30 protein-coding genes are annotated in these 24719 nt (G+C 57.4%); 9 read left to right on the top strand and 21 right to left on the bottom strand.

The annotated features are described in order from the left end of the window. The 3 genes from C8N31_RS13335 to C8N31_RS13325 all read right to left on the bottom strand — a co-directional run. A partial coding sequence (locus C8N31_RS13335; RefSeq protein ID WP_170116164.1) for a tyrosine-type recombinase/integrase occupies positions 1–370 on the bottom strand: 370 nt, incomplete at its 3' end. 152 nt (positions 371–522) lie between these two features. After that, entirely contained in the window at positions 523–810 is a 288-nt protein-coding gene (locus C8N31_RS20725; protein WP_107992380.1) for a DUF6626 family protein, read from the bottom strand. A gap of 189 nt (positions 811–999) precedes the next feature. Further along, positions 1000–1605: a hypothetical protein gene (locus C8N31_RS13325; protein ID WP_025046170.1), complete on the bottom strand. Its 606-nt coding sequence runs from the start codon at positions 1603–1605 to the stop codon at positions 1000–1002. Positions 1606–1725: 120 nt separating this feature from the next. Between C8N31_RS13325 and C8N31_RS13320 the strand changes: the two genes are divergently transcribed. Beyond that, complete coding sequence (locus C8N31_RS13320) at positions 1726–2148, top strand: hypothetical protein (protein WP_025046171.1); 423 nt, start codon at positions 1726–1728, stop codon at positions 2146–2148. A 320-nt stretch (positions 2149–2468) separates the two neighbouring features. Continuing rightward, positions 2469–3449, top strand: coding sequence for an LLM class flavin-dependent oxidoreductase (locus tag C8N31_RS13315; RefSeq protein ID WP_025046172.1), 981 nt, complete (start codon positions 2469–2471; stop codon positions 3447–3449). Here the strand turns inward: C8N31_RS13315 and C8N31_RS13310 are convergent. From C8N31_RS13310 to guaA, 8 genes are all read right to left on the bottom strand, one after another. Then, a complete protein-coding gene (locus tag C8N31_RS13310) occupies positions 3446–4063 on the bottom strand; it encodes a TetR/AcrR family transcriptional regulator (RefSeq protein WP_025046173.1) in 618 nt (205 codons plus the stop codon). The two genes, C8N31_RS13315 and C8N31_RS13310, sit on opposite strands and share 4 nt — an antisense overlap. Continuing rightward, the gene (gene ppk2, locus C8N31_RS13305; RefSeq protein ID WP_025046174.1) at positions 4056–4925 is read right to left on the bottom strand and encodes a polyphosphate kinase 2; all 870 of its coding nucleotides are present in this window, start codon (positions 4923–4925) and stop codon (positions 4056–4058) included. Before ppk2 ends, C8N31_RS13310 begins: the two co-directional genes overlap by 8 nt. Before the next feature lie 46 nt (positions 4926–4971). After that, positions 4972–5982 carry an alpha/beta fold hydrolase gene (locus C8N31_RS13300; RefSeq protein WP_051544539.1) on the bottom strand — a complete coding sequence of 337 codons (1011 nt, stop codon included), beginning with the start codon at positions 5980–5982 and terminating at the stop codon, positions 4972–4974. Beyond that, complete coding sequence (gene metA / locus C8N31_RS13295) at positions 5933–6850, bottom strand: homoserine O-acetyltransferase MetA (protein WP_025046176.1); 918 nt, start codon at positions 6848–6850, stop codon at positions 5933–5935. Before metA ends, C8N31_RS13300 begins: the two co-directional genes overlap by 50 nt. A 92-nt stretch (positions 6851–6942) precedes the next feature. Continuing rightward, a complete protein-coding gene (locus tag C8N31_RS13290) occupies positions 6943–7797 on the bottom strand; it encodes a hypothetical protein (protein ID WP_025046177.1) in 855 nt (284 codons plus the stop codon). A 30-nt stretch (positions 7798–7827) separates the two neighbouring features. Continuing rightward, positions 7828–8742, bottom strand: a complete 915-nt coding sequence (locus C8N31_RS13285) for a DMT family transporter (RefSeq protein ID WP_025046178.1) — start codon at positions 8740–8742, stop codon at positions 7828–7830. 54 nt (positions 8743–8796) lie between these two features. Beyond that, positions 8797–9630 (bottom strand): DMT family transporter, encoded by an 834-nt coding sequence (locus tag C8N31_RS13280; RefSeq protein ID WP_025046179.1) that lies wholly within the window; start codon positions 9628–9630, stop codon positions 8797–8799. Between the two features lie 61 nt (positions 9631–9691). Continuing rightward, entirely contained in the window at positions 9692–11266 is a 1575-nt protein-coding gene (gene guaA / locus C8N31_RS13275; protein WP_025046180.1) for a glutamine-hydrolyzing GMP synthase, read from the bottom strand. Between the two features lie 203 nt (positions 11267–11469). On the opposite strand from guaA, the gene C8N31_RS13270 reads away from it, so the two are divergent. Then, positions 11470–13014, top strand: a complete 1545-nt coding sequence (locus C8N31_RS13270) for a trimethylamine methyltransferase family protein (RefSeq protein ID WP_025046181.1) — start codon at positions 11470–11472, stop codon at positions 13012–13014. On the opposite strand, the gene C8N31_RS13265 is transcribed toward C8N31_RS13270, so the two are convergent. Beyond that, positions 12969–13328 (bottom strand): DUF6477 family protein, encoded by a 360-nt coding sequence (locus tag C8N31_RS13265; RefSeq protein WP_025046182.1) that lies wholly within the window; start codon positions 13326–13328, stop codon positions 12969–12971. The genes C8N31_RS13270 and C8N31_RS13265 overlap by 46 nt on opposite strands. Before the next feature lie 242 nt (positions 13329–13570). Here C8N31_RS13265 and C8N31_RS13260 point away from each other — a divergent pair, with 242 nt between their 5' ends. Beyond that, positions 13571–14707, top strand: coding sequence for a DUF6456 domain-containing protein (locus C8N31_RS13260; RefSeq protein WP_231476646.1), 1137 nt, complete (start codon positions 13571–13573; stop codon positions 14705–14707). An 11-nt stretch (positions 14708–14718) separates the two neighbouring features. Here the strand turns inward: C8N31_RS13260 and C8N31_RS13255 are convergent, their stop codons facing one another. Next, on the bottom strand, positions 14719–15156 hold the full coding sequence (locus C8N31_RS13255) for an ABA4-like family protein (RefSeq protein ID WP_025046184.1): 438 nt from the start codon (positions 15154–15156) through the stop codon (positions 14719–14721). 84 nt (positions 15157–15240) lie between these two features. Here C8N31_RS13255 and C8N31_RS13250 point away from each other — a divergent pair, with 84 nt between their 5' ends. The 3 genes from C8N31_RS13250 (at position 15241) to lipA (ending at position 17288) form a co-directional block, all read left to right on the top strand. After that, the gene (locus C8N31_RS13250; RefSeq protein ID WP_025046185.1) at positions 15241–15687 is read left to right on the top strand and encodes a MarR family winged helix-turn-helix transcriptional regulator; all 447 of its coding nucleotides are present in this window, start codon (positions 15241–15243) and stop codon (positions 15685–15687) included. 90 nt (positions 15688–15777) lie between these two features. Beyond that, entirely contained in the window at positions 15778–16233 is a 456-nt protein-coding gene (locus tag C8N31_RS13245; RefSeq protein WP_025046186.1) for a hypothetical protein, read from the top strand. A 101-nt stretch (positions 16234–16334) separates the two neighbouring features. Then, the gene (gene lipA, locus C8N31_RS13240; RefSeq protein ID WP_025046187.1) at positions 16335–17288 is read left to right on the top strand and encodes a lipoyl synthase; all 954 of its coding nucleotides are present in this window, start codon (positions 16335–16337) and stop codon (positions 17286–17288) included. On the opposite strand, the gene C8N31_RS13235 is transcribed toward lipA, so the two are convergent. The 4 genes from C8N31_RS13235 to hpt all read right to left on the bottom strand — a co-directional run bounded on the left by C8N31_RS13235 (position 17285) and on the right by hpt (position 19447). Then, positions 17285–18175, bottom strand: a complete 891-nt coding sequence (locus C8N31_RS13235) for a c-type cytochrome (protein ID WP_025046188.1) — start codon at positions 18173–18175, stop codon at positions 17285–17287. The two genes, lipA and C8N31_RS13235, sit on opposite strands and share 4 nt — an antisense overlap. A gap of 4 nt (positions 18176–18179) precedes the next feature. Beyond that, positions 18180–18656, bottom strand: coding sequence for a c-type cytochrome (locus C8N31_RS13230; RefSeq protein WP_025046189.1), 477 nt, complete (start codon positions 18654–18656; stop codon positions 18180–18182). A gap of 84 nt (positions 18657–18740) precedes the next feature. Then, the gene (locus C8N31_RS20380) at positions 18741–18890 is read right to left on the bottom strand and encodes a hypothetical protein (RefSeq protein WP_037907582.1); all 150 of its coding nucleotides are present in this window, start codon (positions 18888–18890) and stop codon (positions 18741–18743) included. A 20-nt stretch (positions 18891–18910) separates the two neighbouring features. Then, complete coding sequence (hpt, locus tag C8N31_RS13225; protein WP_025046190.1) at positions 18911–19447, bottom strand: hypoxanthine phosphoribosyltransferase; 537 nt, start codon at positions 19445–19447, stop codon at positions 18911–18913. Between the two features lie 67 nt (positions 19448–19514). Between hpt and C8N31_RS13220 the strand changes: the two genes are divergently transcribed. After that, entirely contained in the window at positions 19515–19967 is a 453-nt protein-coding gene (locus C8N31_RS13220) for a type II toxin-antitoxin system RatA family toxin (RefSeq protein ID WP_025046191.1), read from the top strand. Continuing rightward, positions 19967–21247: an MmgE/PrpD family protein gene (locus tag C8N31_RS13215; RefSeq protein ID WP_025046192.1), complete on the top strand. Its 1281-nt coding sequence runs from the start codon at positions 19967–19969 to the stop codon at positions 21245–21247. Before C8N31_RS13220 ends, C8N31_RS13215 begins: the two co-directional genes overlap by 1 nt. Here the strand turns inward: C8N31_RS13215 and C8N31_RS13210 are convergent. The 4 genes from C8N31_RS13210 to C8N31_RS13195 all read right to left on the bottom strand — a co-directional run bounded on the left by C8N31_RS13210 (position 21229) and on the right by C8N31_RS13195 (position 24645). After that, on the bottom strand, positions 21229–22410 hold the full coding sequence (locus C8N31_RS13210) for an ammonium transporter (RefSeq protein WP_025046193.1): 1182 nt from the start codon (positions 22408–22410) through the stop codon (positions 21229–21231). The two genes, C8N31_RS13215 and C8N31_RS13210, sit on opposite strands and share 19 nt — an antisense overlap. 136 nt (positions 22411–22546) lie before the next feature. Beyond that, positions 22547–23026 carry a CinA family protein gene (locus C8N31_RS13205; protein WP_025046194.1) on the bottom strand — a complete coding sequence of 160 codons (480 nt, stop codon included), beginning with the start codon at positions 23024–23026 and terminating at the stop codon, positions 22547–22549. Next, positions 23027–23518, bottom strand: coding sequence for a phosphatidylglycerophosphatase A family protein (locus C8N31_RS13200; RefSeq protein WP_025046195.1), 492 nt, complete (start codon positions 23516–23518; stop codon positions 23027–23029). It lies immediately after the preceding gene. After that, complete coding sequence (locus tag C8N31_RS13195) at positions 23515–24645, bottom strand: bifunctional 2-C-methyl-D-erythritol 4-phosphate cytidylyltransferase/2-C-methyl-D-erythritol 2,4-cyclodiphosphate synthase (protein ID WP_025046196.1); 1131 nt, start codon at positions 24643–24645, stop codon at positions 23515–23517. Before C8N31_RS13195 ends, C8N31_RS13200 begins: the two co-directional genes overlap by 4 nt. Positions 24646–24719: the final 74 nt, after the last annotated feature.

Raw genomic sequence — 24719 nt, 5'->3', positions numbered from 1 at the left:
GCACGTAGTTCGTCCGGATATCTCTTCCCAAAGTTCTTCTTTTCCATAACCCAGTATCCTTACTTCTGGGTCTCCGCCAAACAAGGGGCGGTTCATATTTACGTAACTGTTGCGACAAACGCTTGTTCACAAGCACAGTCGCCGCTTCATTGCCTTTCGTTTGTGCCGCTCGCAAGTGTATCGTGTCACGCACCTCGCCTGTTTCGTCAAAAACGTCGCCAATGCGCAGTGCTGCAATCTCGCATGCCCTAAGTCCTGCGTAAAAGCTGAGTGCGACAGCTGTGTGGTTGCGCGTTGCGTGGCGCTTGCTGTCGATAACAGCTGCCAGCCGCTTGCGTTCCTGCGTCGTTAGTAGCTTTGCTTGTTTCATCTCATCATCCCCTAAATGTGTGGTTCTGTTGTAAGTGATTGTAAATTCACACATTTATGATAACGACCGAAATTTACGTTTGAAGTAAGCCACTGTTTTTATTGGTGGTTGAGCTGAAATGTTATAGATTTGTTGTTCTATAACATTTCGCATTAGCATACATCTGCCACGCAATGCTGTGCGTTCAAATGCGCTAGTAGATCAAGCTCAGCTGTACTTAGCGCGTGTCGCTGCGCTTGTGTCAGTTCCAGCGTTTGCTGTTGATCGCGTATGCTGCGCAAGCACTGTACAGCTGCATCAATGCTGTAATCCCGTCGCGTGTGCTTTTGATACGCGTACCAGTTTTTGCTCTTGTTCAAGTACGTGCTGCTAAATGCCTCAGCGCAGTGTACAAGTCCTGCGTTGTGTAGTTGCCTGTATGTGCTTTCCAGTAGTGTCATTGTGTTGTGCCTCTGTGTATTTACCGTTGTTTGTTTCAATGTTGCTGTTTGAGTGATTGTGTTTGTTGTTTTGTGTTTGAACATACTTACGAGTAGCAGCAGCTGCGCAAACTGTGCTATTCGTATCGTCCAAAAATGTATTGTGCCTGTAAGCTGCCGTATGCCTCGCAATTCAGCAGTGTTGTGCCTTTATCGTGTTTTTCGCTTTAATGCAGTTTGTACAATCTGTCTTTCCATCGCCTCGTAAGCCTCTGTTAGTTGCCTGTTCGAAATCCTGTTCGCTATGCGTTTAATCTGCGCCTCAGTGTAATCTTTGCCTAAGTCCGTGCCTGCTGCGTCTGTGTGCGAAATTTTCTCGCCTATAAAATCTGTGCTTAAGTATCGTGTGCCTTTTGTCGTGTAAGCAAATGCCGCACGCCTGTCTTGTATCGGTGTAATCCAGTTGTGCGCAACGCCAGCTGTGCTCCTGTGCATGTCTGCCCAAAGCGCATTAAGCACAGCGCAACACGGTCGAATTGCGATAGGTGAGGTTGCTACAAAGTGTATGTGCAAGTTGCGCCCATCGCTGCCGTACTCCGTAAAGCACCATCGCTCTATGCCGTAACCTTTGTCAGCAGCCTTGCCAAAAAGCGTCCTATCCACTTTATGCCAATATGCACCGAGTAGTGCCTTAGCTTTGCTTTTGCCAATTGTGCGTCCGTTGTAAAATTTCAGCACCCCAAAAATATCGTTGTTGCTTGCATCTAGTGCATCAATCCAACCTTCGTGCGTCGTGCTTCTCCAATCTATTTTCATAACTGCTTACCTTTCGCAGTTATTTATCCTTTGTCGGCAAAGGCTGAATGTTTTTCGGTCGTCCTACGTTTAGTTTGAAAATAGTTTCATAAAAACAGTAACATATGGAGTTATGAAGCTATGTCACATCTTGCAAAACTGAACCTAAAAACTGTTCAGCGTAACGTTCAAAAAGATCCCGTCATTGCGCGACGTGAAAAGCTACTGGCTGGCGTTGCAGAACAGCAAAAGGTGCTGGCGGCTGCTTTGAGCGCTGACGAGTATACTGTGAAGACAAAACGCTGGCAGACGAATGATGCGGGTGAGCGGGTACTTGTTGAGCATGACAAACGGGTACGCGCTTGGTTTTTTGAGCAGGACAATGGCTGGTATGTGCAGTGCAGGTATGGCAGCAGGATTTTGAATATTAACGGCAAGAGCAACGCTGTTTTTGTGGACAAGCTTGAAGGCGTTGCGGCAGTGCTTGAAGCGTTCAAAGCTGCTGCTGAGAGTGGCGAACTGGACAAAGCTGTTGTGTTGGCAACGAAAGCGCGTTCCAGTTAGCTAACAGCGTTTGCCAGCATACGCTGCGCGTGATTTACATATGTTTTACAAGCGGCTTTTTACAGAACTAAGCTATTGCTGTGCAACACTTAATGAAGATGCCAGCTTAGCCAAGCGTTAAGTTTATCGAAACGATTTTTGGGAAAGGCCGTGCCGCAGGGTGCGGCCTTTTTCATTTGTCCCGGCGCCTGCGCGCCGCGACACGCCGGGGGAGGCCAGCCTCCCCCGGACCCCCACCGGAGTATTTTCAGCCAAAAAGGGGAGCGGCGGTTTTACCTGTCCACCGTGGTGCTTAGATTGAGGCAAAGCAGGAGCATGTGATGAAATATTCGGTTTTGGATCTGGCGCCGGTGCCAGAGGGGACAGATGCCGTTCAGGCAATGAAGAACACTGGCGATTTGGCGCAGCGGGCAGAGGCGCTTGGGTATCACCGCTATTGGATGGCGGAGCATCACAATATGCCCGGAATCGCATCTGCGGCGACCGCAGTTCTGATCGGGCATGTTGCAGGATTGACCCGGCGCATACGTGTGGGGGCAGGCGGGATCATGTTGCCCAATCATGCGCCTTTGACGGTGGCGGAGCAGTTTGGCACGCTTGCCACGCTCTGTGGAGATCGCATTGATCTGGGGCTGGGCCGGGCGCCGGGCGGTGATCCGGCAGTGTACCATGCGTTGCGGCGGGCGGGCAGTGACGATTTTGCCGGTGATGTGGCGGAGTTGATTGGCTATCTGGGCGATCCACACCCCGATGCGCCAGTGCGGGCCTTGCCCGGTGAAGGCACCCATGTACCGGTCTGGATCCTTGGATCTTCGCTTTATGGGGCGCAATTGGCGGCGCAAATGGGGCTGCCTTATGCGTTTGCCTCACATTTTGCACCTGATGCGCTGGATCAGGCGGCCGAGATGTACCGGCGCTATTTCAAGCCTTCCGGGCATTTGGATGCGCCGAAATTCATGTTGGCGATCAATGTGTTCGGGGCAAGTACGGATGAAGAGGGTCTGTATCTGCGCAGCACCATGCAGCAGGCCTTTGCGCGGCTGCGCACCGGGCAGCGTGGCAAATTGCCCAGACCGGTCCGCGACATTGACGCGGTGATCGGGGCGGGCATGCGCCGCGCTGTGGATCAGGCCTTGCGGGTGTCGGCAGTTGGGTCTGCTGATACGATCAAGCGGCAGCTGGCGGAGTGGATTGAACGCTATGCGCCGGACGAAGTGATCCTGACCGGGCAGATCCATGATCATGCCGCGCGGGTGAAAAGCTTTGCCATGGCAGCGGAGGCACTGGACAGTTTGGCCTAGCTATCGCCATCCACCAGCCCGAGGCCGCGCAGATAAATCCCGATCCCTGTTTCCAACAGATCATCTGGCGGAAACGGCGAGGCGCGGCCCGGTGAGTTTCGCGCGAACAATTCGACCACACCGTGGCTCATTGCCCAAATATGCGCCGAAAACATGGTGGCGGGCGGGCGTTTGTCTGCGGGGATGTGCTGGCTGAGGTCTTCGGCAGCTTTTTCCAGCACGCCGTTGGCGCGATTGGCTGCGGTTGCCAGTTCCGGCGTGCGGTTCACGGAGATGCCGCTCTCGAACATGGCGATGTAATGGCCGGGGTGTTTGCGGGCAAAGGCCAGATAGGCGCGGCCCGTCGCCTCAAACGCCTTGAGCGCCGAAGGTTGACCGGATTGATAGGCAAAATCCATCAAATCAGCAAAGATTTCATAGCCCTGCCGAGCCGCCTCTGCGATCAGATCCTCGCGTCCGTCAAAGTGGCGATAGACTGCGGCGGGCGTCACACCGGCCTGTTTGGCGGCCTCTGACAGGGTGAATCCCATAGGCCCGCGCAGCTCAATCAACTTGAGCGCAGCGTCGATGAGGGCCTGACGCAGATTGCCGTGGTGATAGCCGCGTTTAGGCATCCCAGAGGTCCGGACCGCCGCATACACTTTTGTCAATTTTACCAATCGCTTTGCTGTCTTTGCGGTCATACTCAAAGGCATGCAGAACGGTGCGGATGGCATTCAGACGCGCACGGCGTTTGTCGTCAGAGCGCACGATGGTCCAGGGGGCAATGTCGGTGTGGCTGCGGGCGAGGGTGTCTTCGATGGCGTTTGTGTAATCGTCCCATTTTGCCAGACCTTTGACGTCAATCATGCTGAGCTTCCATTGCTTGAGCGGATCGGACTCGCGTGACAGCATCCGGCGCAATTGCTCGCCGCGCCCCACGTTCAGCCAGAATTTGAACAGATGGATCCCGTCATCCACAAGCTGTGCTTCAAAGGGGTTCACCTGCCGGAAGAAATGCGCGTTCTGAGCCGGGGTGCAAAAGCCAAACACCGGTTCCACCACGCCGCGATTGTACCAGGACCGGTCAAAGAACACCATTTCGCCCTTGGTCGGCAAGTGTTTGATATAGCGCTGAAAATACCATTCACCCTGTTCTGTTTCGGTGGGTTTTGACAGGGCGATCACATTGGCGGAACGCGGGTTCAGATGCTGGCGGAAACGCCCGATCGTGCCGCCTTTGCCAGCCGCATCGCGCCCTTCAAAGAGACAGGCGATGCGGGTGCCGCTGGCCCGTGTCCAGGCCTGCAATTTGACCACTTCGATCTGTAATTTTTCCATCTGCCGGTCGTAAACCTTGCGGGCCATACGTTCGGGATGCGGATAGCTGGCGGTTATGATATCGTCCTTGTCGGCGCGGCGGATCGCGTTGCGAATGGCCTCGGGCGCGTCGTTTTCGAAATAGGCGCTGATCGCGCCGTCAAAGGGCAGGTCCATGGGGCCTCCTGATCACTGTTGATCTTAATATGGGATGTTAACAGGCTTAACGCAAACCCGCAGAGGCTGCCGCGCGGTCAATTGCGGCGATCACGGCCTCTGGCTGTGTGTGCTGCGGCATATGCCCTTCGCCCGGCAGAATGGTCAGATTTCCTTGCGGCACATCGCCAATCAACACCTCTGCATGCACAACCGCCGGAACGATGGTGTCGGCATCGCCATGGATGATTTCGATCGGCATGGTCAGGTTGTGGTATTCTTTTTGCATTTCAACCACATGGGGGCGCAATGACATGACCTGTTGTGCATTGGCACGCAGGGTGCTGCGGCGCAGGCTGAGGTCCACACCCAGATGGCTGGCATAGCCCGCGGGCGGCGATTGCGGGGCAAAAATGCTTTCGATGCTGCTGGCGATATAGGGTTCGGGCACGAAGGCGGTGATCAGGGGCACAGCCAATCCGCCACCAAGTGACGATCCGGTGACCTTGTAGGTCCAGCCCAGATCGCCGGGCCAAGGTTCGGACACCGCCGAGACCAGCACCAGCGCCGCCGTTTCGTCAGGGCGTGACAGCCCCCAGGCCAAACTCACCGCACCGCCAAAGGAATGGCCCAGAACGATGGGATTGGTGACGCCGATCTGATCTGCGGCACCTTGCAACAATGCGGCCTGTTCCTGCGGGCTTTCGGCGCGGGCATTCCACGCACCTTTTGCAACGGGCAAACGACCGGTCCAGCCCAAGCCGGGGCGGTCAAAGAGGATCACGCGGTATCTGTCTGACAGGCGAGCGGCAAAGCTGAGTGTGAAGTCGCGCAGATTTCCGCTGGCCCCGTGAATCATCACCAGATCGGGGCCGGTTCCCATGATCTGATAGTGCACCGGTACGCCGTTCACATCCACGATCTCGCCGGTTGGGGGATGCGCCGCAACCGCGCCTCGTTCCTGCACGGATGCGCGCCATTGGGTCAGCGCCACGATCCCGGCCAGCAGGATCAAGAGGAGGGCAAGTTTACCGGCCAATTTGGTCCATCTCAAATGGCGTGGATTGGTATATCTCATTGATCCAATTGCCATAAAGCAGATGCGCATGGCTGCGCCAGCGGTTGGTGGGCATCACGCTGGGATCATCTTGCGGGTAGTAATTGCACGGCACGTTGATCGGCGTTCCGGCATCCACATCGCGGTCGTATTCCTGCTTGAGCGTGTCCCGGTCGTATTCAAAATGGTTGAACACATAAAGCGCACGATGATCGGGATCTTCGATCAGGCAGGGGCCAACCTCGTCACTGGCCAGCAGGGTGTTGAGCGCAGGCACTGCATCAACCTCGTCCTGTTTGACCTCGGTCCAGCGGGATACGGGAACCACACATTCATCGGAAAACCCGCGCAGATAGGGCGATGCGGCGGCCATGTTTTTATGCCGGAAACAGCCGAATGCCTTGTGATCCAACATGTGTTTCTTAACGCCATGGAAATGTTTGATCATCGCCATGCCGCCCCAGCAGACACCAAAGGTGGAATGCACATTGGTTTGGGTCCAGTTCATCACCCGCTCCAGTTCCTCCCAATAGGTGACCTCTTCGAACGGCATATGTTCGATGGGAGCGCCGGTGATGATCAGCCCGTCAAACTTTTCATCGCCGACCTCTTCGAAGGGGCGGTAAAAGCTCTCCATATGCTGTGCGGCAGTGTTGCGTGTGCGGTGTTCGGACATGCGCAGCAGGCTCAGCTCGATCTGGAGAGGGGTCGCGCCGATCAGACGGGCAAACTGGTTCTCCGTCTGGATCTTTTTCGGCATCAGGTTGAGCAGCGCAATTTTGAGCGGGCGAATGTCTTGCCGCGCCGCGAGTTCCTCATCAACCACCATAACGCCTTCGCGCGTCAGCACGTCATAGGCGGGCAGGGTGGCGGGGATCTTGATGGGCATGGCGAAACTTCCGTAACTCAGAGACGATTAGATAGACCGACCAAGGCATGGTGCCAAGGGGGCGGTCGCGGGGCCGTGATCGAGGGCTATCGTCAGGACGGCAGGCGGCCCGCGATCAGGTCAACAAAATCTTGCTGCATGCGCAATGCGCCGATGTCATCAGGCGTGATCGTGGCGCCCCAGTTTGACATCGCCTCATAGCGCGGTTGGCGATGCGATAGCGCCTGCGCATAGGTCCAGCGGATGAAGGCATCCGGATCAACGTCGCCTTCTACCATGTTGTTTTCTTTCAGGTAACGCGCCCAAGCCTCAGCCAGAAATTCCGGCTGATAGGCCATCGGTTTGGGCGCCCGGTCAAAGCGGCGGATCAATTCCTGAGTGTGGGCCTCATCGCCCTTGATCCAGACCAGCAGACATTCCTTTGACAGCTTGGTCAGCAGCGGATCGTTAGGATCTTCGGGATCAACCCATTCACAGATCGACCCGCCAGTGTCACAGATAAAATGATCATAACCATACAGATCCTGCGCCCGCGCCGCAAAATGCGCGGTGTCTTCGAGGGCCGCAATCTCGGCCTGACGAAACGCTTCCTGGCGTTTGGCATAATCGGCCATGGGCAAACCGCCCTTGGCAGGATCACCCGGTTTGCCCAGCCAAGTTGCAACCGGGCTGAGGTTTTCAAAGGTGATGTTGGACCCGATATAGATGCTGTCGCTCAGCAGCAGATCGCGCAGAAACGGCACTTTCATGGCTTCGGCTTTGGCGTTGTCGGCAATCAGCTCTCCCAGATAGCGGGTGCCGATCCGGTAATCGATAGAATAGTGAAACCAATCCCCCGATCCGCGCAACAGACCGGACAGATGGGTTTTGCCCAGACCGGACATACCAAAGATAAGCACTTTGCGGTGCGGGGCGTCACGCCATGCTTGGGCGGTGGGATACAGCATAATTTCGCGTCCGTGGTTCAGTGTTTTTCCTTACCTAACGGAGCCTTTTAAGTAACGCCAGACGCGCCCGTCCAATACCAGCAATCCTATCGCCAAAAGGGCAAATCCGCCATAGGCCGCCGGGCGCAGGGCCTCGCCGAGCATGGCCGCGCCAAGAACGATGGCAAAAGGCGGGATCAGCAATGTGACCAACATCAGATTGCCACTGCCCGCCATGGCAAGGACGCGGTAATAGAGCAGATACGCCAGCGCCGTCGCGATAAGTGCGTAATACCCGATAGCGGCCAATGTGCGCGGCTCAAGCGCCAGTGTGATCGGCCCCTCAACAAACCAAGCGACAGGTAGAATGATCAATGTGCTGCCCGTGACCATGCCCGCTGCCGCAACTTGCGGTGGATGACCAGCAAGGCGTTTGCGCGCCCAAACACTGGCCAGCGCATATGAAATTGTGCCGCCGATGATTGCCAGCTGACCCAACGAACGCAAATCAAAACTGCGAAAGTTGTCCAATCCGATCGCCGTGGCCACCCCGGCAAAGCCAAGACCGACCCCGACCAGCTTGCGCAGGCTCAGCCGTTCATCGGCAAAGAACAGCGCCGCGGCCAGAACCCCAAAGATCGCTGTGGCCGCATTCAGGATCGAGGTCAGCCCGCTTTCGATGTGCAATTGCCCCCAAGCCATCAGGCCAAAGGGGATCACATTGTTCAAAAGCCCCATCATCAAAAAGGCACCCCAAACACGTGGATCCCGGGGGATCTTCAGCCTCATCACAATGACTGCCACCCAAAGGGCCAAGGCGGCCCAGCCCACACGGTGCGCCACCGATGTCAGCGGGCCGACCTCATCCAGCGCGATGCGGATAGAGACAAAGGACGCACCCCAGATGGCGGCCAGCAAAAGCATTTCCGCCCATGCACGTGACGAGACTGTTTTTTGTTCATTCATGGCTTTGATCTAGCCCGCCTGCGTGACTGTCATCGACCCGAAACCTGCGCATTGTCACGCGGTTTTGCGGGTCTCGTGCCAGATGTTGAAATAATTGCCCGCAAAAATGATCACAGCCCCGACAAATACCCAGATATCCAAGGCCTCGCCATAAAACAGCATAGCAACAATTGCGATGATCGGCAGGCGGGCAAAATCAATCGGCACCACGACGGTCGCTGGCGCGATGGTCAGCGCCTTGGTGATACAGAAATGCGCCACCAGACCGCAGATCCCGATCAACACCAAAAGCGGCATGTTGGACCAGCCGGGCAGGGCGATATCGCCGTCATATCCGGCGCAAATGATGCCAAAAACCAGTTGCATAACAGTGAGATAGAACAGGATGCAGGTGATGGATTGGCTGCGGGTCAGACGTTTGGTTAACATCGCCACGAGGGCAAAGAAGATCGCGCAACTGGCGGCGGCGATCATGCCGCTGTTGATCCCGTCCATATCAGGCCGCGCGACGATCAAAATACCAATGAACCCCATCACAGCGGCGGTCACACGCACCCGCGTCATCCGTTCGCCAAGGATAAAGGGCGCCAGAACAATCACCCAAAGCGGGCTGGTAAACTCAAGCGCAAAAAGCTGCGCCATGGGGATCACTGTGACCGCGTAGAACCACAGGTTTTGCCCCGCAAAATGCGCAATGTTGCGGATGAAATGCAGGCCAAGAGCGTCCGTTTTGATCTCGCGCCATGTGCCGCTGCCAAAGGCGAGCGCCACCACGATAATCACGCCAAAAAACGAGCGATACATCATGATTTCAAAAGTATCTAGGACAGGACCAAGCTCGCGCCCCGCAACCGCCATGGCCGAAAACGATCCGATAGCGCCCAGCATCCACAGGGCCGCACCCAATACGCGGGTTGGCGGGGCAGATGCGGCCAGTGTCACGGGGTGATCATTCCCATTCGATGGTGCCCGGAGGTTTGGACGTGATGTCATAGGTGACGCGGTTGATACCCGGCACTTCGTTAATGATCCGAGTTGCGGTTTCGCCCAAAAACTCATGGCTAAAGGGGTAATAATCCGCTGTCATCCCATCAACCGAGGTCACTGCTCGCAATGCGCAGGCAAAATCATAGGTACGGCCATCGCCCATCACGCCAACGGTGCGCACAGGAAGAATCGCCACAAAGGCCTGCCAGATTTCATCATAAAGACCGTGCTTGCGGATCTGGTCGATATAGACCGCATCGGCCTCGCGCAGGATCTCAAGCTTTTCGCGGGTGATCTCACCGGGGCAACGGATCGCCAGACCCGGACCGGGGAAAGGATGGCGGCCAATAAAGCTGTCTGGCAGACCCAACTCGCGGCCCAATGCACGGACCTCGTCCTTGAACAATTCGCGCAGCGGCTCGACCAGTTTGAGACCCATCTTTTCAGGCAGCCCGCCAACATTATGGTGGCTTTTGATCGTCACCGAAGGACCGCCGGAAAAGGACACCGATTCAATAACATCCGGGTAAAGCGTGCCTTGGGCAAGGAATTCCGCGCCTTCAATCTCATTGGCGTATTTCTGGAACACGTCAATGAACAGACGACCGATAATCTTGCGCTTGGTTTCAGGGTCTGATTGCCCATCCAATTCGCCCAAAAACAATTCGACTTCATCGGCGTGGATCACATGCAGGTTCATGTGATCGCGGAACATGGTGACGACCTCTTGGGCCTCGTTCTTGCGCAACAGCCCGTGATCGACAAACACGCAGGTCAGCTGATCGCCGATGGCCTCGTGCAGCAGCGCGGCGGCCACAGAGGAATCAACACCGCCGGACAGCCCGCAGATCACCTTTTTGTCGCCAACCTGTTCTCGGATCGCGGCCACGGCCTCTTCGCGGTAGGCACGCATGGTCCAATCGCCCTCAAACCCGGCGAGTTTCACAAAGTTCTCATAGAGCTTTGCGCCATTGGGTGTGTGATGCACCTCGGGATGGAATTGCACCGCATAAAAGTTGCGGCTGGTGTCAGCGGTGATCGCAAAAGGCGCATTCGGCGATGTGCCAAAAACCTCAAATCCGGGCGCGATGCGGCTGACGTGATCGCCATGGCTCATCCAGACCTGTTCGCGGTCGTCTTCGAACCAACCCTCCAGCAGCGCCAGCTTTTCCGCGCCGGGGGTCACATAGGCGCGGCCAAACTCGGCGGTCCCGTGGCCACGCTCAACCTTGCCGCCCAACACTTCCATCATCACCTGTTGGCCGTAACAAATGCCCAGGATCGGCACGTCCAGTTCGAACACTTTGGATGGGGGGCGCGGAGAGCCGTCGTCAATCACCGAGGATGGCCCGCCCGAAAGGATCACGGCCTTGGGTTTGAACTCTGCCAGAAAGGCGTCATCAACGCTGTTGAACGGGTGAATTTCGCAAAACACGTTCAGCTCGCGCAGGCGCCGGGCGATCAACTGGGTTACCTGGCTGCCAAAATCAATGATCAGCAGGCGGTCATGGTCGGTGGGGGATACGATCTCTGTCATAGCGCCTGATTAGGCGCGGTTGATCTGCGTGGCAAGGGCGGATGGGGGCCAGCCCCCAAACCCCCGGAATATTTTGGGCCAAAAAGGGGCGCGGAGAGACAGGCAGATGTCGTTTTTTGCCCGAGCGGGACGTTATCTGCGCGAGGGTCCTGTCGGGAATCCGATAGGCACTGTTTCAACAATCGTTGTGAAGGATAAAATCAATGGCGGAACAAGCACGGCGCGGACGGACACGTGGGGGCGGCGGCGCAGCACGGCGGGCAGAGCGCAGCGCGGTTTCTTTTGAGACAGCACGGTATATCGAGCGCAACATTCCCAACTTCGAAGTGCTGACCGAAGAGGCGCTTGAGATCATCGAACAGAACGCAGAGACCATTCTGGAAGAGGTCGGCGTGAACTTCCTCGACAATCCGGCGGCCTTGCAACGCTGGCGTGATGCAGGTGCAGACGTAGACGGGGAGCGCGTGCGCATCCCGCGCGGTCTGGCCCGGAAATTGTGCGCAACAGCACCGTCGCAGTTTACCCAGCATGCTCGCAATCCTGAGCGGTCTGTCGTGGTTGGCGGGCGTAATCTGGTGCTTGCCCCGGTTTATGGCCCCCCCTTCGTGCGCGATGCCGCGGGCGGGCGCCGCTATGCGACGATGGCGGATTTCAACAAGTTTGTGAAACTGGCCTATATGTCCAAGTGGTTGCACCATTCGGGCGGCACGGTTTGTGAGCCAACAGATGTGCCAGTCAACAAGCGCCATCTGGACATGTTGTTTGCCCATATGACGCTAAGCGACAAGCCGTTTATGGGGTCGGTGACAGAACCAAGCCGCGCACAGGATTCGGTGGATATGGCCGGACTGTTGTTTGGCAAGGATTTTGTCCAAGACAACACCGTGATGACCTCGCTGATCAACATCAACTCTCCGATGACCTTTGATGATGTGATGATGGGGGCGCTCGAGGTTTACGCGCAGAACAATCAGGCCTGTATCATTTCGCCCTTTATCGTGGGCGGCGCGATGGCGCCGGTCTCTGTGGCGGGCACGCTGACGCAGGTTCTGGCCGAAACACTGGCCGGCATTGCCTATAGCCAGCTGATCCGTGCGGGCGCCCCGGTGATCATGGGGGCCTTTGTGACCTCGATTGATATGAACTCCGGCGCACCGACATTCGGCACGCCCGAGGCTGCGCATATCACCTATGGTGCGGGCCAATTGGCGCGGCGTCTGGGCTTGCCTTACCGATCAGCGGGGTCGTTCTGCGGCTCCAAGCTGCCGGATGCGCAGGCGGCCTATGAGACCTCGAACAGCCTGAACATGGGTCTGCTGTCCGGTGTGAACTTTATGCTGCACTCTTGTGGTTGGCTCGAAGGCGGGCTTGTCAGCTCATTCGAGAAGTTTGTCATGGATGCCGATCAGCTTGGCACATTGCACCATTTGGCCAAAGGCGTGTCGGTAGATGACAATGCCCAGGCGATGGACGCCATTCGTGAAGTGGGGCCGGGCGGCCATTATCTTGGCTGTGACCACACCCAACAGAACTTCAAATCGGCATTCTGGAAATCAGATTTGCTCGATTACAAACCGTTCGAGACATGGGAAGATGAAGGCGCACGGGACACCCAAGCCCTTGCCAGCCTGCGGGTCGAAAAGATGCTGGCCGACTACCAGCAGCCTGCGCTTGACCCTGCGATCCGCGAATCCCTTGAGGCCTATGTCGCGGAAAAGAAAGCAGCGGAGCCTGACAGCTTTATGTGATCCGGGTCCGGCTTTTGGGCCGCTGAACGATCAAGTGAGGCGCGCAAGATTTGCGCCTCACCCACCACGGCGATCAACACGTCTATATGGCGCAGTAAGTGATAGCCGGCATCGGATGTTTTCCGGTATTCATCCAGTTCTGCCTCCAGCTCAATCAGTTTAAAAAGCGCCGCCCCATGGCGCGGCAACGCCCCGTAGCCCAGCAATCGGGGCAGGTGGATCTGGCGTTTGTAATCTTGCGCACCAATCCGCGCCGCCCGCATCAATAGGGCCGGGCGGTGCAATGTGGCCAGGATGGATAGGGGATCTCTCATTCTTAATGTCCTCCGGGATCGGCGCAGCTGACAATCAGGCCCGCGCGGGGCGCATATTGACGGCAAAACCCATGTGTTGCGCGGGTTTGACCAGCGCCGGACGGGGCGTTTCCAATTGTTTACGATTTGGAGACAATCCTTAACAAACGGGCAGATTTTAACGATCGTGTAACCAATGCACTTTTAAGTTGTGTGGATAACACTGTGGATATCTGCTGCCAGAGATCATGGAGGGGGATGGCATGAGTGCATCAAACGAGATGGGCAATCTGCGGGTTTCACGGAAACTGCCAGAGTGGGTGCCAATCGGCGCACGTAACTATCTGGCCCATACCGAAGAGGGCGCCCCGATCCGCGTTTTGGCGCGTGAGGCGGGCTGCCATGCTTCGACCATTTTGCGCCGCATTCGCAAGATCGAGATGCGCCGCGATGACCCCCTCATTGATGCGGCTCTTTGCAGGCTTGGCGCTGTGCGTGCCAAGCGCCCGACGACCAGACCCAGACAAAAGGATACAACCGCAATGGCGCAACCGCAGATGACCCCAATTCCTGATCAACCAACCTTGCAGCGTGAGGCGTTGCGGGTGCTCCGGCGATTGGCGGAGACGGGTGCGGTGTTGGCGGTGGCACCCGAGATGGAAAAGGCTGTTGTGGTGCGCGATATCGCAGGGGGTGGCAGTACCCGCACTGCGGTGGTCGATAGCGGTGTGGCGCAGGCAATGGCGCTGAAAAACTGGATCACATCGATCAGCACGGGGCGCGTTACGCGGTATCAGATCACCCGCGCCGGACGGGCCAAGCTGACCGCGATGCTGAAACATCCGCCCAAGGCCGCCAACGGTTTGGCCGAGGCGCAGGCCCCGTTCGAACATGCCGGTCCCGGCTGGCAAGACAGCCATGATCCCGAGCAAGACGCCCCACGCCGCCAACGCATCCGGTATTGTCTGGCTGAAAGCCCGCTGTCGGCCCTATCGCGGCGCAAAGACAAAGACGGACAACCGTTTTTGAGCGAGCCCTTGGTACAGGCCGGAGAGCGCCTGCGCGAGGATTTTGAGCTGGCGCAGATGGACAGCAAAGTCACCCAGAACTGGGAGGGGTTCTTGACCGCTGGAACATCGACCAGCCGCAGCGCCCCTCAGGGCGGCGACGGTGCCCCCCATGAGGCCCGCGCCCGTGTGTCGGCGGCACTGGCGCATTTGGGGCCCGGACTGTCAGATGTTGTTTTGCGCTGCTGTTGCTACCTCGAAGGGTTGGAGACCACCGAAAAACGTCTTGGGTGGTCCGCGCGGTCGGGGAAAGTGGTGTTGCGGATCGCCTTGATCCGCCTGCGCAGGCATTATGACGAAACGATTGGGGCAGGCGGCCCTATGATCGGCTAGGCGAGAGAGCCCTACAATGAATGTGCCGCCCTCGGTTTGCCCCGCACAATGAGGCGCAACAGCAAGAACGCCAGGAATCCGGCCGGACCGAACAGAAAAGTCAGCGGCAGGCAGGGGATAACAAACCAAAATCGGATGTTCTCCTGTCTGGCGGTTTTGCAGATCCACGCGCCGATAAGAAGATCGAAGGCAAGATAGTGGATCCAGCCTGCCAACAATGCGCTCGGCTGGGAGAACAGGGCGCTGACCTCGGCAAGGCTATTGAACCCGCCATTGCCTTGTGAGGGAAAGAAGACGGCCAGCACGACATATCCCACAGACAACAAAGCCGGAATGATCAGCCCGGCGATGCGATCCGACCAAACCGGAATAAGCGGCGACACCAGCAATATGGCCCAGCCCGCCATGGCCAGCACGCCAGCCAGCGAAAAAATGAGTTCCAGATCCATCGCGCGCGTCCTTCACATTATAATCATTGGCCCGATCTATTGCAAACAACTTGCATGCGCAAGCGATTCGGATACAATTGGAACATGGAAGATTTATGCCTCAAGAACACCCTGCGCCTTTTACAATCGGCAGATCAGATCAAAGCCCGCCTTTCAGGTGATTTTTCATCGGTCCACGGCTTGTCCGTGAACGAGGTCTTTTTGCTGATGCATCTGGAGCAGGCACCGCTGCACCGTCTGTCGCGGGTCGAACTTGCAAAACGTATGCATGTCAGCGCCTCTACCGTCACAAGAATGGCCGCGCCTTTGGAAAAAATTGGCGTTGTGGCGCGTCAGGCGGACAGCAGGGATGCACGCTTGGCCTTTGTTGTGTTGACCCAAACGGGCCTTGAAAGGGTGGCCGAGGCGCGTATGACCTTTGCAAAACAAGCGGGCTATGTGTTCCGCGACCGCTGGACGGATGAGGACCTTTGCCAGCTTTCTGACCTGCTGCACCGCTTGATCGCGGATGCGCCGGGTGATCTGACATAGGGTCCGGACATTACTTAATGTGATTTCCCAAAACCGCGTAGAATTGTAGGGTGTGGCCGTGGAAATTGAACTTCTTGCAGGAACCTTGGCATGACATCACAAGACCGGCGCGACGCCGCCGCACTGTTGGTTCTGCGCCTTGGACTGGCGTGGTTCATGTTTCTGTGGGCCGCGCATAAACTGATCACACCCAAGCAATATCAACAGCTTGCCAAACACTTTGACGGGGTGACGGTAGAGATCAGCCAGATCTATCTGGCAGGATCGGTTCAAATATTGCTGTGCCTCTTGGCGGCCTTGGGGATCTTTCGCTTTGCCAGCTATGGCGCATTGGCGGTGATGCATTTCTACACCATCACCCGCCGTTGGGAGGGGTTCTTTGACCCCTTTGCCCTGAACGGCAAAGGGTTTCCGATCCACCGCAATCAGGTGATTGATCTGGCGGTGATGGGGGCTTTTGTTGCGCTTTTGTTGATGATCGCCCGAGATCATTGGTCCCTGGGCGGTTGGTTGCGCCGCCGGATGGGGCCGCGTTGGTGGCAATAATTGCGCCATCATGACGCGCCGCGTGCATGGCAGCCTTGCAGCGGGTGGGGTTTTGCACGCCCAATTTTCTGTTACATAAGGCAAAATGCCCGGAGGACATCATGCGTGATCTGAAGATACCCGAACAGCGCCACCCCGAAAAAGCGCGCAAGCCTGACAATGCCCAGCCCAAGAAACCGGCTTGGATCAGGGTCAAGGCACCGGGCGGCAAAGGCTATGCCGACACCGCAAAGATCATGCGCGACAACAAGTTGGTCACGGTCTGCGAAGAGGCCGGATGCCCGAACGTGGGCGAATGCTGGTCCCAAGGTCACGCCACGATGATGATCATGGGCGAGGTCTGTACCCGCGCCTGTACCTTCTGCAACATCGCAACCGGCAAACCGCCCGAGGCGCTGGATAGCTTTGAGCCGGGGCGCGTTGCCGATGCTGTTGCCAAGCTTGGGCTCAATCACGTGGTGATCACCTCCGTGGACCGCGACGATATCGAGGATGGCGGCGCCGAACATTTCGCCCAGACCATCCGCGCCGTGCGCCATCGCAGCCCCGACACCACAATCGAAATTCTGACGCCTGATTTCATCCGCTGTGATCCGAAAGTTCTGGAACAAGTGGTTGAGGCGCGGCCTGATGTGTTCAACCACAACCTTGAGACCGTGCCGGGCCTGTACCCGGAAGTCCGCCCCGGTGCGCGATATTTCCATTCGCTGCGCCTGTTGCAGCGGGTCAAGGAAATGGACCCCTCGATGTTTACCAAATCCGGCATCATGGTGGGACTGGGCGAAGATCGTCAGTCGGTCATTCAGGTGATGGAAGACATGCGGGCCGCCGACATAGATTTCCTGACCATCGGCCAATATCTGCAGCCAACCCCGAAACACCACCGGGTGGATCGTTTTGTGCATCCTGATGAATTTGCCGCCTATGAAAAGGCGGCCTATGGCAAGGGTTTCCTGATGGTTTCGGCCACACCGCTGACCCGTTCCAGCTATCACGCAGGCGATGATTTTGCGAAGCTGCGTGACGCACGCAACGCAAAGCTGGCAAAGGCCTAAGGGATCGCAGGCACTGCCTTGAGATAGGCTGCGATGGCTTCGCGGTCGCTTTGCGGCAATTGGGCAAGGTTGCTGACCACTTCGGCCATCTCGCCGCCCGCGCTGTCATAATCTGGGGTGAAACCGGTTGCGAAATAGGCGACCAGATCACTTTCGGACCAGTCAAGCTTGCCCGGTGTGATGTTGGGAATGCGCCCCTTGCCCGAGGGATTGGGCGCGCCTGCCAGCCATTGCGACCGGTCTAAACCGCCCAAGGCGTTGCGCGGCGTGTGGCATTCGCCGCAATGGGCCAGCCCTTCGGCCAGGTATCGCCCGCGTGTCATTTCGGTCGAATGATTCCCGGACAGCACAAATTCATCCTTCATAAACAACAGCTTCCATCCGCCCAAAGACCGGCGAATGTTGAACGGAAAACCGACGTCATGCGCCTTGCTGGGCGTCGGATCAGCAGGCAGCGTTTGCATATAGGCAAACAGGTTCACAACGTCCTGATCCTGCATGTGTTGGTAGGCCGCGTAGGGAAAGGCGGGGTAATAATGCTGTCCCTCGGGAGATACGCCGCGGGTCACGGCACGGGCAAAACCGGGCAGGGACCATGCACCAATACCGGCATTGGGATCTGGCGAAATGTTGGGCGCATAGAATGTCCCAAAATCACTAGCAAAGGCCAATCCACCGGCAAGCACTTGTTTATCATCACCTTCCGCGCCCGGCGCCGCATGACAAGAGACGCAGCCACCTGCCGCAAACACCAATGCGCCCGCCTCTGGGTCGGCTGTCAGCCTTGCCCCGAAAGCGGGATCAAGCGGATCAGGTGCGGTTAGGAACCAACCCAACCCCGCGCCAATCACGGCGCAGGCCCCAAGAATTTTTACCAACCCCCGCAAAAGTTTAGTTTTTCGGACCGCGATAGGTCTCATGGCAGGCTTTGCACGCACCGCCAATACCGCCCATGCCAGCGCCAACGGCGGCGGCATCACTCGCGTTCATCATCTCCATGCTGGCCTTTTCAAGCGCGGCAAACTTGGCGGCAAAGCCTGCCGCATCGGTCCAGATTTCCGCCTTGGCGCGAGAACCGTCTACCTCACCTTGCGCGGTGCCTTCGAGCCAAAGCGTGGATCCATCCATCTTGGCCAACGCATTTAGATTGCCAGCGGCCGCCTTGACCGTGGCGGCATCAAATTCCGCCTCACCCTTGGCAATCGCGCCCAGAACGCCAGTGTGATAGCCGATCATCTGCATCTGGGCATGCCGCGCCGCGACTGCCTTGTTGCTTGATTTCGCCGCGTGACTGGCGGCATATCCCGCCGTTGCGATCAAAGCGGCGCTCAAACCTAGAACAAGTGTTTGTTTTTTAAGCGATTTCATGGTGTTCTCCCTTATACAAAAACAGCGTAACACAGCACCCGTCAGACGTGTCTAAAGTTTTTGTGAACAGGCAGAAACCCGCAGTTAAAATTTGCGTGGAATACGCTCTGCCGTGGCCCAATCCGGCCAGTATCCCAGCCATTCAATACCCCAGATCACAAACGCCAATGCGATGATACCAAATACCAGTTTGACCCGCTTGGCCGAGGGCGGATTGCGCGCCCATCTGGACATGCGAAACAGCCAATTTGGGTTCACACGAACCGCACTTTCCCGATAAACGGCAAGTTCCGGTTGCGTTGGGCAAAATCAATACCGTAGCCCACAACAAATTCATCCGGAATTTCAAAGCCGGTCCAATCGGCCTTGAGATCAACCTCGCGGCGGCTGGGTTTGTCGAGCAATGCAATCGACTTCAGCCGCCCCGGCTCGCGGGACTTTAGCAATGCGGTGACGTGATGAAGCGTGTGCCCGGTATCAACAATATCTTCAACAACCAACACATCGCGCCCTTCAATTGCGCCGCGCAAGTCTTTGAGAATGCGTACTTCTCTGCTGCTTTCCATGCCGTCGCCATAGCTGGAGGCCTCCAGAAAATCGACCTCGATCGGCAGGTCCAATTCACGCACCAAATCGGCAATAAACACAAAAGATCCGCGCAGCAGCCCCACAACCACCAGTTTATCGGTGCCTTTGAACTCTTTCTGGATTTCTTTGCACAAATCCTCGATCCGCGCCGCGATCGATTTGGCAGAGATCATTTCATCAATCACATAGCGACGATCTGTCATGGCTTCGCCCTTGAATTTACAGCCTCAAGCAGAGACATAGGGCTAACGTGACAAGACCCGGATAGCAATGCCAACCCATTCTGAAACCCGCCAATTGCCCTATAGCGCCCAGCAGATGTACAATCTGGTGGCAGATGTGGCGAAATATCCAGAATTTCTGCCCTGGACTGCCGCCGCGCGGATCCGGTCCAACGAGGATCGCGGCGATCACTGGGTGATGGACGCCGATCTGGTGATCAGTTTCAAAGTGTTCCGCGAACGATTCACCAGCCGCGTTGTGCTGTGGCCCGCGCAGCACAAGATCGACACCGAATATTTGGATGGGCCGTTCAAATACATGCATTCCAACTGGAAATTTGAAGACATTGAGGGCGGTTGTGCCGTTCAGTTCCATGTCGATTTCGAGTTTCGCAATGCGATCCTGCAAAAGATCATCGGCGTGGTGTTTAATGAGGCCATGCAACGGGTTGTGCGGGCTTTCGAACAACGGGCAGAGGCGCTTTATGGGGTGCAGGGGTGATGGACAAGACCATCACGGACCAGCTGTTGAAGTTTCGCAAGGCCACCGTTCCTGATGACGCATTGGCGATGATGCGTCTTTCACTTTTCGACTGGGCCGCCTGCGGGATCGCGGGGGCGAAGGAGCCGGAATTTGGCGATTTTGTGAAGATGCAGAAACGGCTTGGCACGGGCCAAAGCTCGGTTCTTGGAGGCGGTCATGCCCCTGCGGCGACAGCTGCGCTGATCAACGGCACGCTCAGCCATGCGCTGGATTATGACGACACGCATTTTGCCCATATCGGCCATCCCTCCGTGGCGGTTCTGCCGGCGGTCATTGCCTTGGCCGAAGACGTCGGCGCACCGCTGGATGTCGCCGTGGATGCCGCGGCAATTGGTGTAGAAAGCTCCATCTTAACAGGGCTTTGGCTGGGTCGGTCCCATTATCAAATCGGCTACCACCAAACCGCAACAGCAGGGTCATTTGGGGCCACAATGGGGGCTGCGCGGCTGCTTGGGCTGGACAAGGATGAATTGCGACATGCGCTTGGCCTGTGCGCGAGCATGGCCTCTGGTATCAAGGCGCAATTTGGCACGATGGGCAAACCCTTGAACGCCGGATTGGCCGCCCGCAGCGGGGTTGAGGCCGCGCTTTGGGCGCAGGGGGGCATGACCGCCGCGCAGGACGGATTGGCCGGACCGCTTGGGTTTGGCGCCACGCATCATGGCGAGGCGGCAGAGATCAAACCGGGCAAAGGCACTTGGCATTTGCTGAGCATCAGTCACAAGTTTCATGCATGCTGTCATGGCCTTCACGCGATGCTTGAGGCGCTTGGCACATCCGAACTGGCCCCAGATCAAATCGCATCGGTGCATATCCGCACCCATCCGCGCTGGATGTCGGTGTGCAACATTGCCGAGCCGACCACCGGTCTTGCCGCCAAGTTCAGCTATGCCCAAACCGCCGCGATGGCACTGCTTGGCCATGCGACGGGCGCTATTTCAAATTTTACAGACGAGATTACCAAAGACCCACAAGTGGTTGAACTGCGGTCTAAAATAAGGATCAGCGAAGAAGAACGGCTGAGCGAAACCCAGACAGAAATTTCCGTCAGCCTCACGGGCGGTGGGATGCGGCGGCTGCGTCATGACCTGATGGCACCGATGAGTTTCGAAGACCGCAGTGCCAAATTGCAAAAGAAAACCGCGGACCTGCTGGGGCAGGACCGCGGCGAGATGTTGTGGAAGGCGGCGCAGGGTGATGACCTGCGCGCGCTTTGTGATCAACTGGTGATGTCGTAGGCGCGTTCGCCATGAACGCTGAGATCAAGACCATTGGTTTCGGTTTCCAGATCGACGCGGATGGGCAAGATCGCTTTGCAAACGTAGATCAGAACCACGGTTACCACGGTGGTGAACACCCCAACAATCGCCAGTGATCCGAGCTGCGCCGCCCAAGAGCCTGCGCCCAAAGCCGCGATCATGATCGTCCCGAAGATCCCGCCAACCCCGTGTACGGCAAAGACATCCAATGTATCGTCGATTTTTACCCGGTTGCGGATCAAAACCACGGCCTCTTGGCACAGGATACCAGCCACCGCACCGATCAAAAGCGCCGCCCAAGGACCAACAAAACCGGACGCTGGCGTGATCGAGGCAAGTCCCGCAATGGTGCCTGTGACGATACCAACCAGTGAGGCTTTGCCAAATTTGATCCGCTCCCAAAGCGCCCAAGACAGCGATGCCGTGGCGGCAGAGATATGGGTCACAGTGATTGCCATCGCCGCGCCGCCGTCAGCCGCCAATTGCGAGCCGCCATTAAATCCGAACCAGCCAACCCACAGCATCGCAGCACCAATCATCACCATGCCGGGGTTATGCGGCGGTGTCGTTTGATGCTTGCGCGGGCCAAGCACGACCGCAAGAATCAGCGCGGCCAGACCCGCGGTTTCATGCACCACAATGCCGCCCGCAAAGTCCTTGACCCCTGTTTCGCCAAAGATCCCGCCATCGGCCAGCATCCCGCCACCCCAGACCCAATGCACCACAGGGGCGTAACAGATCAGCATCCAAAGAGCCGAAAACAATAGCATAAAGCCAAAGCCGATACGCTCGACATAGGCGCCCACGATCAGCGCCGGTGTGATGATCGCAAAGGTCATCTGAAAGGCAAAGAACAGAACCTCGGGCAGGGTGCCAGAGAGGCTTTCAGCGGAGACACCGGCCAGACCGACCTTAGCCAGCCCGCCCCAGAGACCGCTTTCACCGGGGCCAAAGGCAATGGAATAGCCGACAAAGAACCACAGCACCGACATCAGACAAGCAATGGCATAACAATGCATAAACACGCTCAGCACATTGCGCGATCGGACGAGCCCGCCATAAAACAGGGCCAGCCCCGGCAGGGTCATAAACAATACAAGGGCGGTGGCGGTCATGATCCAGGCGGAATCAGCGGCGTTCATCGGGCTCTCCAACAGAAATTTCAGCTCTGCCCGCAGATTGCGCAGCCCCGCCGCCCAGAACAGCGCTGGCTGCGGAAAATTCGGTCAGTTTTGGTTTTTGATGAGGATTTGAGCGCGCCGCCGGGGCAATTGCCCATTAATCGGGCAGTTTTTGAAGTTCTTCGAGCAACAAGGCCAAAGCATGGTCCCGCGCTGCACGCCGCACGGCGTCGCGGCCCTGCGGTCCAAACTCAATGGTTTGTGTTGCGGTGCGGCGGCGGCTTGCCACGCCAAAGCACACGCGGCCTTCGGGCTTGCGCTCTGACCCGCCGGGGCCGGCAATGCCTGTGATTGAGACCGCCAATGCGGCTTCGGAGCCATTTAACGCGCCCTCTGCCATGGCGGCGGCCACTGGTTCGGACACCGCCCCAAAGTCAATCAACGCCTGTTCCGGCACGCCCAGCAGATCCATTTTGGCCTGATTGGTATAGGTGACAAACCCCCGATCAAACATCGCCGAAGACCCCGGCAAATCGGTCAAGGCGGCCGCCACCATGCCGCCCGTACAGCTTTCTGCGCAGGTGAGCATAATCTGTTTTTTTACAGATAAGGTAAGGAGTTCAGCGGCGATGTTCATCTACGTTACACCGTGAAACAGCGCTGCAAGAACCACCACGCCTATGGCCGCAAAGACACCCGCAATCACATCATCCAGCATCACGCCCAAGGCGTCGCCGCGCCGGTCGGCCCAGCCGATGATCCAGGGTTTGGTGATGTCAAACAAACGGAACAGGATAAAGGCCGCGATCCAACCGGGCCACATGTTCAGAATGCTGATGCCCATAGATCCCGCCGCATAACTGAGCGGGATCAGCGCAATCCATTGGCCGATCACCTCGTCCACCACAATCTCGGATGGGTCATGATCATCACTGCCTTTGGTCATCTGCGCCGTCGCCCACCACCCCTTGAGAAAGCCAACGACGATGCCGACCAACAGCAAAGGCAAGCCGCCAATCACATGCAGCAGCCAGCCATAGGGCAGCGCCGCCAGCGATCCCCATGTGCCGGGTGCAGGACGGATATATCCGACGCCCATGAATGTGCCGATCAGTTTTGCAAGTGTCATGATTTCACCAATGTTGCTGTGGCCATACAAGCGATCCCTTCACCGCGCCCGGTAAAGCCAAGCCGCTCTGACGTCGTGGCCTTGACCGATACGCGGGTCACGTCGATCTCAAGTATATCCGCCATCACCTGCCGCATCTTGGCTGCAAGAGGCCCGACCTTTGGGTGTTCGCAAATCAGCGTACAATCCACATGGGTCAGATCAAAGCCCATTTCCCGTGCCAGCCCCACGGCATGGCGCAGAAACACGTGGCTCTCTGCGCCTTTCCACTGCGGATCTGAGGGCGGGAAATGTTGGCCAATGTCGCCCATCGCCAGGGCCCCATAGATTGCATCGGTCACGGTATGCAGTCCCACATCTGCATCGGAATGCCCCACAAGCCCATGATCATGCGGTATTTTTACGCCGCAAAGCATCACATGATCGCCGGGGCCAAAGGCATGCACGTCAAAGCCGTTGCCAGTGCGAATGTCCATCGTGTTCTCCAATATGCGGGCCGCGCGGGCAAAATCGGTGGCGGTGGTGATCTTGATATTATCAGGGTGGCCCGCTGTGATCCGCACCGGAATACCAAAGGCGCGGGCGACCTCCACATCGTCGGCGGCAGGGCCCTGATAGGCCGCATGGGCCTGTTTGATCACCGCCAAATCGAACCCTTGCGGGGTCTGCGCGGCAAAAAGACCGCTTCGGTCCTGCGGGCCAGTCACGTGACCCTCCGCGCCGCGCCATAAAGCATCGGTCACGGCCAGCCCCGGCGCTGCGGCGCGGGTATCGCTCAAGGCGGCCAACACATCATCGATCACCTGCGCCGGCACACAGGGGCGCGCTGTATCATGGATCAGCACCTGACCGGCCTCGGGCAACATCGCCAGCCCATTGCGCACCGATGTCGCCCGATCTGCGCCGCCCACGGCCACAATCAGCCCCGCCACATCAAAGGTCTGCGCCAGATCCAGATCGTCCGGGTGCAGCACCACAGCGATCTGATCAATCTTGGGATGGCGGTCAAAGGCGGCGATCGTATGGTCGATCACCCGCGCAGCACCCAGCGGTTGCCATTGCTTTGGCAGCGCCCCGCCAGCACGGGTGCCGCGCCCGGCGGCAACGATAAGGGCAGTGATGGTCATAGGCTTGTCCGCAGTTTCTAGCACCTGTCTAGGCAATGGCAGCGGCACAGGCAATCATTCAGGTGGATGCACAA

Origin of the sequence: Sulfitobacter mediterraneus (genome assembly GCF_003054325.1) — a bacterium.
Classification (GTDB): Bacteria; Pseudomonadota; Alphaproteobacteria; order Rhodobacterales; family Rhodobacteraceae; genus Sulfitobacter; species Sulfitobacter mediterraneus.
This window is presented reverse-complemented; position numbering and strand designations above follow the sequence as displayed.

What these genes read in the sequence shown, in the direction of transcription:
- C8N31_RS13325 (WP_025046170.1), bottom strand. Translation starts at nt 1,605, where the DNA reads ATGAAAATAGATTGGAGAAGCACGACGCACGAAGGTTGGATTGATGCA.
- C8N31_RS13280 (WP_025046179.1), bottom strand. Translation starts at nt 9,630, where the DNA reads ATGCTGGGCGCTATCGGATCGTTTTCGGCCATGGCGGTTGCGGGGCGC.
- C8N31_RS20725 (WP_107992380.1), bottom strand. Translation starts at nt 810, where the DNA reads ATGACACTACTGGAAAGCACATACAGGCAACTACACAACGCAGGACTT.
- C8N31_RS13300 (WP_051544539.1), bottom strand. Translation starts at nt 5,982, where the DNA reads ATGAGATATACCAATCCACGCCATTTGAGATGGACCAAATTGGCCGGT.
- C8N31_RS13195 (WP_025046196.1), bottom strand. Translation starts at nt 24,645, where the DNA reads ATGACCATCACTGCCCTTATCGTTGCCGCCGGGCGCGGCACCCGTGCT.
- C8N31_RS13200 (WP_025046195.1), bottom strand. Translation starts at nt 23,518, where the DNA reads ATGACACTTGCAAAACTGATCGGCACATTCATGGGCGTCGGATATATC.
- C8N31_RS13215 (WP_025046192.1), top strand. Translation starts at nt 19,967, where the DNA reads ATGGACAAGACCATCACGGACCAGCTGTTGAAGTTTCGCAAGGCCACC.
- C8N31_RS13290 (WP_025046177.1), bottom strand. Translation starts at nt 7,797, where the DNA reads ATGCTGTATCCCACCGCCCAAGCATGGCGTGACGCCCCGCACCGCAAA.
- C8N31_RS13245 (WP_025046186.1), top strand. Translation starts at nt 15,778, where the DNA reads ATGACATCACAAGACCGGCGCGACGCCGCCGCACTGTTGGTTCTGCGC.
- C8N31_RS13270 (WP_025046181.1), top strand. Translation starts at nt 11,470, where the DNA reads ATGGCGGAACAAGCACGGCGCGGACGGACACGTGGGGGCGGCGGCGCA.
- C8N31_RS13260 (WP_231476646.1), top strand. Translation starts at nt 13,571, where the DNA reads ATGAGTGCATCAAACGAGATGGGCAATCTGCGGGTTTCACGGAAACTG.
- hpt (WP_025046190.1), bottom strand. Translation starts at nt 19,447, where the DNA reads ATGACAGATCGTCGCTATGTGATTGATGAAATGATCTCTGCCAAATCG.
- C8N31_RS20380 (WP_037907582.1), bottom strand. Translation starts at nt 18,890, where the DNA reads ATGTCCAGATGGGCGCGCAATCCGCCCTCGGCCAAGCGGGTCAAACTG.
- C8N31_RS13230 (WP_025046189.1), bottom strand. Translation starts at nt 18,656, where the DNA reads ATGAAATCGCTTAAAAAACAAACACTTGTTCTAGGTTTGAGCGCCGCT.
- C8N31_RS13255 (WP_025046184.1), bottom strand. Translation starts at nt 15,156, where the DNA reads ATGGATCTGGAACTCATTTTTTCGCTGGCTGGCGTGCTGGCCATGGCG.
- metA (WP_025046176.1), bottom strand. Translation starts at nt 6,850, where the DNA reads ATGCCCATCAAGATCCCCGCCACCCTGCCCGCCTATGACGTGCTGACG.
- C8N31_RS13265 (WP_025046182.1), bottom strand. Translation starts at nt 13,328, where the DNA reads ATGAGAGATCCCCTATCCATCCTGGCCACATTGCACCGCCCGGCCCTA.
- C8N31_RS13205 (WP_025046194.1), bottom strand. Translation starts at nt 23,026, where the DNA reads ATGAACATCGCCGCTGAACTCCTTACCTTATCTGTAAAAAAACAGATT.
- C8N31_RS13210 (WP_025046193.1), bottom strand. Translation starts at nt 22,410, where the DNA reads ATGAACGCCGCTGATTCCGCCTGGATCATGACCGCCACCGCCCTTGTA.
- C8N31_RS13320 (WP_025046171.1), top strand. Translation starts at nt 1,726, where the DNA reads ATGTCACATCTTGCAAAACTGAACCTAAAAACTGTTCAGCGTAACGTT.
- ppk2 (WP_025046174.1), bottom strand. Translation starts at nt 4,925, where the DNA reads ATGGACCTGCCCTTTGACGGCGCGATCAGCGCCTATTTCGAAAACGAC.
- lipA (WP_025046187.1), top strand. Translation starts at nt 16,335, where the DNA reads ATGCGTGATCTGAAGATACCCGAACAGCGCCACCCCGAAAAAGCGCGC.
- C8N31_RS13310 (WP_025046173.1), bottom strand. Translation starts at nt 4,063, where the DNA reads ATGCCTAAACGCGGCTATCACCACGGCAATCTGCGTCAGGCCCTCATC.
- guaA (WP_025046180.1), bottom strand. Translation starts at nt 11,266, where the DNA reads ATGACAGAGATCGTATCCCCCACCGACCATGACCGCCTGCTGATCATT.
- C8N31_RS13285 (WP_025046178.1), bottom strand. Translation starts at nt 8,742, where the DNA reads ATGAATGAACAAAAAACAGTCTCGTCACGTGCATGGGCGGAAATGCTT.
- C8N31_RS13220 (WP_025046191.1), top strand. Translation starts at nt 19,515, where the DNA reads ATGCCAACCCATTCTGAAACCCGCCAATTGCCCTATAGCGCCCAGCAG.
- C8N31_RS13250 (WP_025046185.1), top strand. Translation starts at nt 15,241, where the DNA reads ATGGAAGATTTATGCCTCAAGAACACCCTGCGCCTTTTACAATCGGCA.
- C8N31_RS13315 (WP_025046172.1), top strand. Translation starts at nt 2,469, where the DNA reads ATGAAATATTCGGTTTTGGATCTGGCGCCGGTGCCAGAGGGGACAGAT.